Source organism: Streptomyces sp. MS19 (genome assembly GCF_047200595.1).
In the GTDB taxonomy this organism is placed as follows: domain Bacteria; phylum Actinomycetota; class Actinomycetes; order Streptomycetales; family Streptomycetaceae; genus Streptomyces.
In genome coordinates this window covers 1-8,998 of the sequence record NZ_JBJZOH010000074.1, presented here as the reverse complement: position 1 = coordinate 8,998, position 8,998 = coordinate 1, and the positions used below count along the sequence as shown (strand labels likewise).

General features: G+C 72.7%; 4 protein-coding genes. 2 read left to right on the top strand and 2 right to left on the bottom strand.

Features of this window, described 5'->3' with window-relative positions; all coding sequences use genetic code 11:
- The first annotated feature begins 719 nt into the window (after window positions 1–719).
- A complete protein-coding gene (locus ACL02R_RS29645; RefSeq protein ID WP_412800051.1) occupies window positions 720–3,182 on the top strand; it encodes a hypothetical protein in 2,463 nt (820 codons plus the stop codon).
- Between the two features lie 7 nt (window positions 3,183–3,189).
- Here ACL02R_RS29645 and ACL02R_RS29640 read toward each other — a convergent pair whose 3' ends face one another.
- Together ACL02R_RS29640 and ACL02R_RS29635 are read right to left on the bottom strand one after the other, a co-directional pair.
- Window positions 3,190–3,957: a hypothetical protein gene (locus tag ACL02R_RS29640; protein WP_412800050.1), complete on the bottom strand. Its 768-nt coding sequence runs from the start codon at window positions 3,955–3,957 to the stop codon at window positions 3,190–3,192.
- A 164-nt stretch (window positions 3,958–4,121) separates the two neighbouring features.
- Window positions 4,122–6,818, bottom strand: coding sequence for a glycoside hydrolase family 48 protein (locus ACL02R_RS29635; RefSeq protein WP_412800049.1), 2,697 nt, complete (start codon window positions 6,816–6,818; stop codon window positions 4,122–4,124).
- Window positions 6,819–7,191: 373 nt separating this feature from the next.
- Between ACL02R_RS29635 and ACL02R_RS29630 the strand changes: the two genes are divergently transcribed.
- On the top strand, window positions 7,192–8,955 hold the full coding sequence (locus ACL02R_RS29630; RefSeq protein ID WP_412800048.1) for a glycoside hydrolase family 6 protein: 1,764 nt from the start codon (window positions 7,192–7,194) through the stop codon (window positions 8,953–8,955).
- Window positions 8,956–8,998 lie beyond the last annotated feature (43 nt).

Here is an 8,998-nt window from a genome sequence, read left to right as displayed (position 1 = left end):
CCCCCCCCCCCCCCCCCCCCCCCCCCCCCCCCCCCCCCCCCCCCCCCCCCCGCGACCGGCGCCGGGCCTGGCCGGGGAACGGGCGGCTCCCGTTCCCCGGCCGTCCGCACCTCCTGGTTCGGCGGGGAGGCGCGGGAACCGTCCCCGGGGCCCGTCTTCGCCGAGGGCGGCCGGCCGCGTCCGCGCGCCCCAGGGGCGCGCGGACGCGCAAGGCGCCGGATCGCACGGCGACTTCCCGCGCCCGCGTACGCCCCTCGGCCGCCGGGCCGGGGGCGGGACACGGGCGGGGCAGCCCCTCGAAGACGGGCCCCAGGGCCCCAGGGCCCCAGGGCCCCGGCGGCCCCGGCGGCCCCGGCGGCCCCGGAAGGGGCCCCGCCGCACCGCGCAGCAAGGAATTCATCATTCCTTCACAGGCGCTGTCAGCCGTGCTTCCGCAAGCACTCCGGGCCCCGGAAGCGAACGCCGTGTTGCCGCGGTATTGCCCCCCGCTGCGTGGCATCAGGGCCGGTCAGAGCACCTGACCGGCCCTCATTAGACTGCTCACATGCGGATTTTTGAGCGATTTCTCTCCTGTCGGGCCCACCGCCCGCTCCCTTTCTGACCGCTCGTCCGCATGCCGTTCCGCGCCCCGGACTTCCCGCGCGCCCGCGTCCGGGCGCGCCCGGAGCCGTTCCCACTCTTCCGCCCCGCAATCGCGGCGGCACTCCTGGAGTTCCGTGATGCCCACCGTCCATTTCACCCGCGCCGACATCGAACAGGAGGCGGGCAGGAAGCCGTGGACCCGCAGCCGTGAGTTCACCGACGAGGTGGACCCGGAGGGCATCGCCGACTCCGGCGTCATCTGGTCCAGGGCCGCCGCGGAGGCGGGGGACGCGGGCGGCAGGGCGCGCCGGGCCACCGGCACGGCGGCCGAGGCGGGCAGCGTGGACGCGACGACGCTGGTGGACGCGGACCGGCGCGTCGAGGAGACCTCCCGGGCCCTGGGCGACGACGGTGACGACGCCGCCACCGTCGCCCACTACCTCGCCCTCGCCGCCAAGGACGCGCTGCACACCGCGTACGACGTGGACCAGGCCGTCCACGGCAAGGGCGGCCTGGAGGAGGTCTACCAGCGGGAGCTGGCGGCGGCGGGCCGGGACTGGGCCGACTGGCAGGCACGCCCGGTGCCGGACCTGGCCCTCGTACCGCCCGCGCGCACCCCTGACGGGCTGCTGCCCCCGCCCGGCGGCAATCCGCCGTGGCCCGGCTTCAGCGAGTCCCCCGAAGCCGCCGCCGGCCGCATCCGCGCCCGGCACCTGGCCGTCGTCAAGGCCGCGGCGGTCACCGCGGCCGAGACCGTCGCCGACGACATCGCGGCCTACCACCGCCGCCTCACCGACTACGGCAGCGAACTGGCCGAGCACCACTACGACATCGCCGACAGCCCGCTGCACCTGTGGACCACCGAAGGGCTGGCGCGCCACCTCTCGGCGGAGTTCGCCGACGAACTCGACCGCCGGCCCCCGGACCCGGACCGCCTCCTCGCCCTCACCGAGGGCCTGGCCGCCATCCTCACCGACCCGTACACCGCACCGGGCACCCCGCCCCACCCCCTTACGCCCGCCACCCGCGCGTACCTGGAGGAGTTCCTCGGCGGCCTGGACGCGGCCGATCTCGCCGTGCTGGGCGCGCTCACCGAGCGGACCGAGGGCCTCGACCCCGGCCAGGCGGGCATCCAGTTCGCCGCCGCCCGGCGGGTGGCCGACAGCGTCATGCTGCTGCTCGACCCGGACCTCGGCGGCGTCGATCCCGCCGACCCGGAGCAGTTCGACGACATACCCGCCGCCGTACGCACCTTCCTCATCGGTACGGGCGACAGCACGCTCGCCGAGGGCCTGACCCCCGCCATCCTGACGCAGCTCGACGCACCGGACGGCGCGTACCGGGACGCCCTGACGGCCTTCAACGGCTTCGGCACGCTGATGGCCACCGCCGACACCCCGCCGGGCGACGCCTTCGCCCGCGTCCTGGCCGACACGGCGGTCACCGCGCAGACCTTGTCCCAGTACCAGTACATGGACGGCGGCTACGAGGACCTGGCCAACAGCGGCAGCGGCGACCTGCTGTCCGCCGTCGCCCTGAACACCGAGGCCAGCGCCGGGCTCCTGACCGACGACACCTTCCGCGAGGGCCTCCTCACGCTGCACTGGGAGGACAGCGGAGGTGCCGCCGCGCTCATCGGGAGCGGCACCACGGTTCCGGAGGGCGTGGACGAGCACAGCGACGCCGCCCGCCCGTACGTCGAGGCCGCATACGACGTGCTGGCCTACGCCGGGGACCACGTCGGCGACATCCAGGGCAAGCACAACGGCACCATCGCCCAGTACGCCCCGCTGGACCACGCCCCGCTCGAACGCGCCGTGGGCGACACCATGGTCCGCTACATGAACCTTGTCTCCCAGCTGTCCGGCGAAGCCGGTTCCTCCGGGTTCCACACCACCGCCGCAGGGGGCGACGTCCTCTTCTCCAACCTCCTGGGGGAGAACCACACGCACGCCTTCGAGCTGAACCGTGGCCAGCAGCAGGGACTCTTCCGTCTCATGCACCACGCCGACGACGAGGTGCGCGCCGGCTTCGAGCGCGACCTGACCGCCTGGAAGACGGCCACCGCGTACCAGGCGTTCCTCGACGACAGGCACGCCCCGTCCGCCCTCCAGGCCGTGGGCCGCGTCGCGGGCTTCGAGGATTACGCGGCGCGCGAGAACGACTCGGGCACCCTGCCCATGAAGCAGCGCATCACCGCGATGAACACCATCAGCACCGCCGCCTGGGTGAGCGCAGGGCTCGCCGGCCTGGGGGCCGTACCGTACGCGGGCGTCAGTGTCGGCGCGTACGGCCTGATCGAGGGCCTGCGCTACACCCTCCCCGACCCGGGCGACAACGGTGTCCGCGCCGCGCAGTGGGACTCCATCGAACGCGGTGACGAGCCCATCCGCACCATCGTCGCCTACGCCGCCCAGGCCGCCGGCTACGAGAACCCGACGCGCGGCGAGAACGCCACCGACTACCCGCTGCCCGAGCCCAACGGCATCAACGAGACGGACATCGCCAACGCCGTCACCGACCTGGAGAGCAACATCTACCCGGGCTACTGGGGGCAGGTCGTCAAGGGCTTCGACCAGGGGTCGCTGCGCACGAGCTGAGCCCGACTCAGCACCAGAACCACCAGCAGTCGTCGTCGTCCTCTCCGTCGTCCCCGCCCCCGCCGTCATCCGTCGGCGTGGGGTCCGGCGTCGGCGTGGCCGTGTCCGACGGCGTCGGCGCGGGCGTCGTGGGGGTGGGCTGCGGGTCCTCCGTCGCCGGGGGCGGCGGTACGTCCCCGCCGCCGGTCGGTTCGGCGGGCGCGGACGGTTCGGGGTCGGGCGTGGGCCCGTCCGTCGCGCCGCCGTCGTCCGCCGGCCCCGACGGCGCGGGGTCGTCCGCGTCGTCCCCGCCGTTGTCCTCCCCGGTGTCGGTCGCGGCGCCGTCGGGGCCGGCGGACGACGGCTCCGGCACGGTCGGCGTCCACGGGTCGGCGGGCGCGGACGTCCCGCCGTCCGGCGTGGGCTCCCCGGACGGCGCGGGCGACGCCGCCGCCTCCGGCTCACCGCTCCCGCCCGACGGCACGAACGCGGGCAGCCCGACGTCCCCCACCTCGGCCACCGCCACCCCGAGGATCAGCAGCCCGAGCACCGTCGCCACCGCGTACCGGCGCCGCGTACGGGGCCGCGCCGCGTGCGCCGACCTGCCGCGCCGCGCGCCGGGCGCCCCGTCGTCCGCCGCCTCGTCCTCCGGCACGGCGTCGAGCGGGGCCGTCACGTCGGGCGCCACGACGGGATTCGCCCCGGTGTCCTCGCGCCCGCGCTCCGTCAGCTGCCCGCAACCCGGGCAGATCAGCGCGCCGTTCAGATGTCTGCGGCAGGTGGAGCAGTAGTCCATGGTGGTGCCCCGTCTCTGGGTGGGACGGCGTGGGGGATGGCGAACACCATAGCGCCGCCCGTGCGCGCGCCCGACAGGGCGGAGCCCCGGAGCGTGTGAACGCCCCGGGGCCCCGGTGGTGTTGCGATGGTGCCGTGGTGCTGTGGTGCTGTGGTGCTGTGGTGTCACTCGCCGAAGAGTTCGGCGTACGTCGCCAGCGCGATGGCGATGTCCGCCTGCGCCCAGAAGCGGTGGTAGGTGAACGTCGGCGCCTCGCCGCCGTTCAGGTACGCCTCCACCGCAGGCCAGTCCGGGTCGTCGTGGTAGAAGGTGCGGATCGACTCGAACGTCGAGCCGGGCTCGATCGTGTCGCCGTTGGGCATCGTGCCGCTCCAGCCCGACGGGATGTAGATCTCGTCGTCGAAGCGCGCGAAGTCGGTGCGCTGCTCGGGCACCGCGACGCCCAGGTCGTCGGAGTTGGCCCACAGGGCGTCGAGCAGCCCGGCGGCGGCCTCCTGCGCCTCGGTGTCGCCGGACGCGGCGGCGTAGTACGCCAGCGCGTTGGCCAGCGAGCCCGTGACACCGGCGTCCTGCGAGTGCGCGGTCACCTCGACGTGCAGACCGCCGTTGTCACCCGGGTCGGCGGCGTTCCACGTGTCCGGGGCGCCCGACCACTCCAGCGTCGCCGGGATCGCGTAGTCCCCGCCCGTGCCGATGGTCACCTCGCTCAGGACCCAGTCCACCCACTTGTCGAGGACCTCGCCCGCGAGCGCGTCGTCCGACGAGTAGTAGTACTCCGCGAGGCGCTGCATCGACCACGCCTGCATGCCGAACCACTGGTTCGACGGCGGGTCGTGGTAGACGGGCTTCTCGTCGTAGAACATGCCGTAGAACGTGGGGGTGCCCGCCGGGGGCGTCCCGTAGTGGCCCTCCCAGCTGTTCGTGGCACCACCCGCGATGGCGCCCTCGTCCGACTGGAGCCAGCGGTAGAACTCCAGCTGCCGCTGGAGGCTGGTGTCCCAGTCGTCGTCCGCCGTGGGCGAGCCCGGCACCAGGGCGGCGTCACTGCTCAGGGCGTACGCGGCCATCGGGTTCTGGTACCCGAAGTGCGCGTAGCTGGACCCGATGCGCCACGCCCAGCCGGCCGAGCTGTCCAGCGCGCCACCCCACGCGTAGTACCAGGACAGCAGGTAGTGTGCGCTGTCCTTGCCGCTGGCGGCGGGGCACGCGGTGGCGCCCACGCAGTTGCCGATCTCCTTGAAGTACTTGTCGTACATCGCGTAGCGCAGGTAGTCGCCCATACGCGACGCCTTGTCCACCGTCGCCGCTACGTCGGCCTGGTTGCCCTGCTCAGCCGCCCACTGGTTGGCCCAGTACGCGGCCTGCACCGCACGCGCGTCGGCGTCGGGCGCGTTGGTGTACCGCCACTGCTCCGCGTAGCTGGCGTCACCGGTGAACAGGTCGAGGTACCCGTTCTCCCCGCCGTACGTGAAGTCCTCGCACGACGGCTGCGGCACCGTCTCCCACACCGACTCCTGCGGCCCGCGCTGGAAGGTGTTGATGAACGTCGGATCGCCCGCCGTGCCACCGCAGGCGTCGCCGTAGCCGTAGATGTCGTCGACGTCCTGGATCCAGTGCATGCCGTAGATGTCGTCCGTGTTGTAGGTGGACGACAGCTCGTTCGCCAGCGGGTCGTCGCCCACCGGGACCGACTGGTCGAGCTGCGCCGGGTAGTCGGCCGGGTCGTTGCTCTCCGGCGCGTAGGTGGCGGGGGAGCCGGGGTCGTAGAAGCTGTTGGTCGGCTGCTCGTCCGCCTCGGGGATCATGAATTCCTCCATGACATCCCACGCGTCGTTGAACGGCCCCCAGTCGCCGGTCACCCTGCCGTACTGGGCCTCCAGCCAGATCAGGTACGAGTACGCCTCCGACGTCGTCTCGTGCCCGTAGTCCGGCGCCTCCACCAGCAGCGTCTCCACGGCGTGGTAGGGGATGCCCTCGTCGGAGAAGTACCCGTTGGCCGGGTTCTTCACCTTCTCGTACAGCTCGATGAACCGCTCTTCGTACTCGCCCTCGGCCTCGCCGAGCTGCGTCACCGTGACCGTCGCCGCGTCATGGCCGGGCGCGCTCGCGGTGAACGTCGCCGCGCCGCTGCCCGTCGCGGCGGCCGTGACGGTGACCTGCTGCGTGATGTTCCAGTTCGACGGCGTGAACGTGCGCGTGGCGCCCGCCGTCACGGACAGCCCTGTGTTCCCCGCGGTCCTGGCGGTGCTCACCGTGACGTTGCCCGTCGGCTGCTCGCTCAGCCGGATGCCGAACGTGCCGGTGCTGCCCGACTGGACCGCCAGCGAGGAGGGCGTGGCGACGACCGCCGCGTCCTCCGGCTCCTGCGGGCCGCCGTCGTCGCCGCAGGTGACGCCGTTGACGGTGAAGGCGGTGGGGGAGGTGTTGGCGCCCGAGTAGCTGAAGTTGGCGCCCGCGCTGACGGAGGCGCCGGGGGCGATCGCGGCGTTCCAGGTGGTGTTGCCGACGGTGACGGTGCGGCCGGACTGCGACCAGGTGCCGTTCCAGCCCTGCTGGAGCTGCTGGTTCCCGGCGTACGCGTAGACGAGCGTCCAGCCGTTGACGGCGGTGTCGCCCGTGTTGGTGACCGTGACGTCGGCCGTGAAACCGGAGCCCCAGTCGTTGGCGGTGTAGTCCACCGCGCAGCCGAACGCGGCGGCCGACGCCGACGTGCTCTGGCCGAGCCCGGCGGTGAGGCCCATCGGCAGCGCGAGGGCGATCAGTGCGGCGAGGCGGCCGCGCCGCGCGCGCCTGGCGCGGCGGCGCAGCTCGGGCTGCGACGGCGGTGGGGCTCCTGGCGGAGCATTCTTGCGAACCCGCATGACAGCGGTCCCTTCCTTGCGGCTCGGGTCGTGGGATGCGTCCGATCGGTGCGGACGGCGCTCGTCCGGTGGTCGCGGGTGACAGTCAATGGGAGCGCTCCCAAGAATGTGAGGGGGGCGCGTACGCGTCAAGTCTTCTGACAGAACGCCATGGTCGCCCGGCTTTTCCCTTGAGCTGCCTGAGGTGAGTGGTTGGTGAGTCGATAAGTTTCTTGACCGCGACCCTGGCGCCCGGCGGCGGTTGCCGCTACGTTCCCTTCAGTCAATGGGAGCGCTTCCAAGGTGAGTCACACGCCAGGACGGGCGTCGTACCGGTCGCGACGACGCCCCGGCCGCGAGGCGACGGGACTCCGCAACCACCGAAAGGACCCCCATGAGCCGCACCACCCACCCACCCGCACGACGCAGGCGCTCGGCGCTGCTGACGGCCGGTGCCCTGGTCGCCGCCGGCCTGGGCACCGGCGGAATGCTCCAGGGCACGGCGTCGGCCGCCGCGTTCGGCTGCGACGTGGACTACTCCGCCAACGACTGGGGCTCCGGCTTCACGGCCGACGTCACGGTCACCAACACAGGTGACACCGCCACCAACGGCTGGACCCTCACCTACTCCTACGCGGGCAACCAGCAGCTCCAGCAGGGCTGGAACGGCACCTGGTCGCAGTCCGGCCGCACCGTCACCGTCAGCAACATCAGCTGGAACGGCACCATCGCCCCCGGCGCCTCCGTCAGCACGGGCGCCAACTTCAACTACTCGGGCACCAACGCCGCGCCGACCTCGTTCTCCGTCAACGGCGTCACCTGCGGCGAGGACCCGGGCGACCCGGGCGACCCGGGCGATCCCGGTGATCCGGGCGACCCCGGCGACCCCGGTGAGCCGGGCGACCGCGTGGACAACCCCTACGCCGGCGCCGGCGTCTACGTGAACCCCGAGTGGTCGGAGAACGCGGCGTCCGAGCCCGGCGGCGCGGCGGTGGCCGACGAACCGACCGCCGTATGGCTCGACCGCAGGGCCGCCATCCAGGGCGTCAACGGCGGCATGAGCCTGCGCGACCACCTCGACGAGGCCATGGTCCAGGCCGAGGGGTACGACGACTTCGTCTTCCAGGTCGTCGTCTACAACCTGCCGGGCCGCGACTGCGCCGCGCTCGCGTCCAACGGCGAGCTGGGCCCCGAGGACATCGACATCTACGAGTCGGAGTTCATCGACCCGATCGCCGACATCCTCTCCGACCCGGCCTACGCCGACCTGCGGATCGTCACGATCCTGGAGATCGACTCCCTGCCGAACCTGGTGACCAACGTCAGCCCGCGGGAGACCGCCACGCCGCAGTGCGACGTGATGAAGGCCAACGGGAACTACCAGGAGGGCATCTCCTACGCCCTCGCCGAGCTGGGCGCGATCCCCAACGTCTACAACTACATCGACGCCGGTCACTACGGCTGGATCGGCTGGGACGACAACCTCCTCGCCTCCGCCCAGCTGTTCAAGACCACCGCCACCATGAACGGCGCCTCCGTCGACGACGTGGCCGGGTTCATCGTGAACACGGCGAACTACGGCCCGACCGTCGAGCCGTACTACACGATCGACGACTCGGTGAACGGCACCTCCGTCCGCCAGTCCAGCTGGGTCGACTGGAACCGCTACGTCGACAACCAGTCCTTCGCGCAGGGCTTCCGCCAGCAGCTGGTCAGCCTCGGGTTCAACTCGAACATCGGCATGCTGATCGACACCTCGCGCAACGGCTGGGGCGGTCCCGACCGTCCCACCGGGCCGGGCCCGCAGACCAGCCTCGACGCGTACGTGGACGGCAGCCGCCTCGACGGCCGCCTCCAGGCCGGCAACTGGTGCAACCAGTCGGGCGCCGGTCTCGGCGAGCGCCCGACCGCCGCACCCGCGCCCGGGATCGACGCCTACGCGTGGATCAAGCCCCCGGGTGAGTCGGACGGCGCCAGCGAGGAGATCCCGAACGACGAGGGCAAGGGCTTCGACCGGATGTGCGACCCGACGTACCAGGGCAACCCGCGCAACGGCAACAACCCGTCCGGCGCCCTGCCGGACGCGCCGGTCGCGGGCCACTGGTTCTCCGCGCAGTTCCAGGAGCTGCTGGCCAACGCCTACCCGCCCGTGAACTGATCCGCCCCGCAGCCGGCCCGCCGGCCGGCTGACCGCCCAGGTC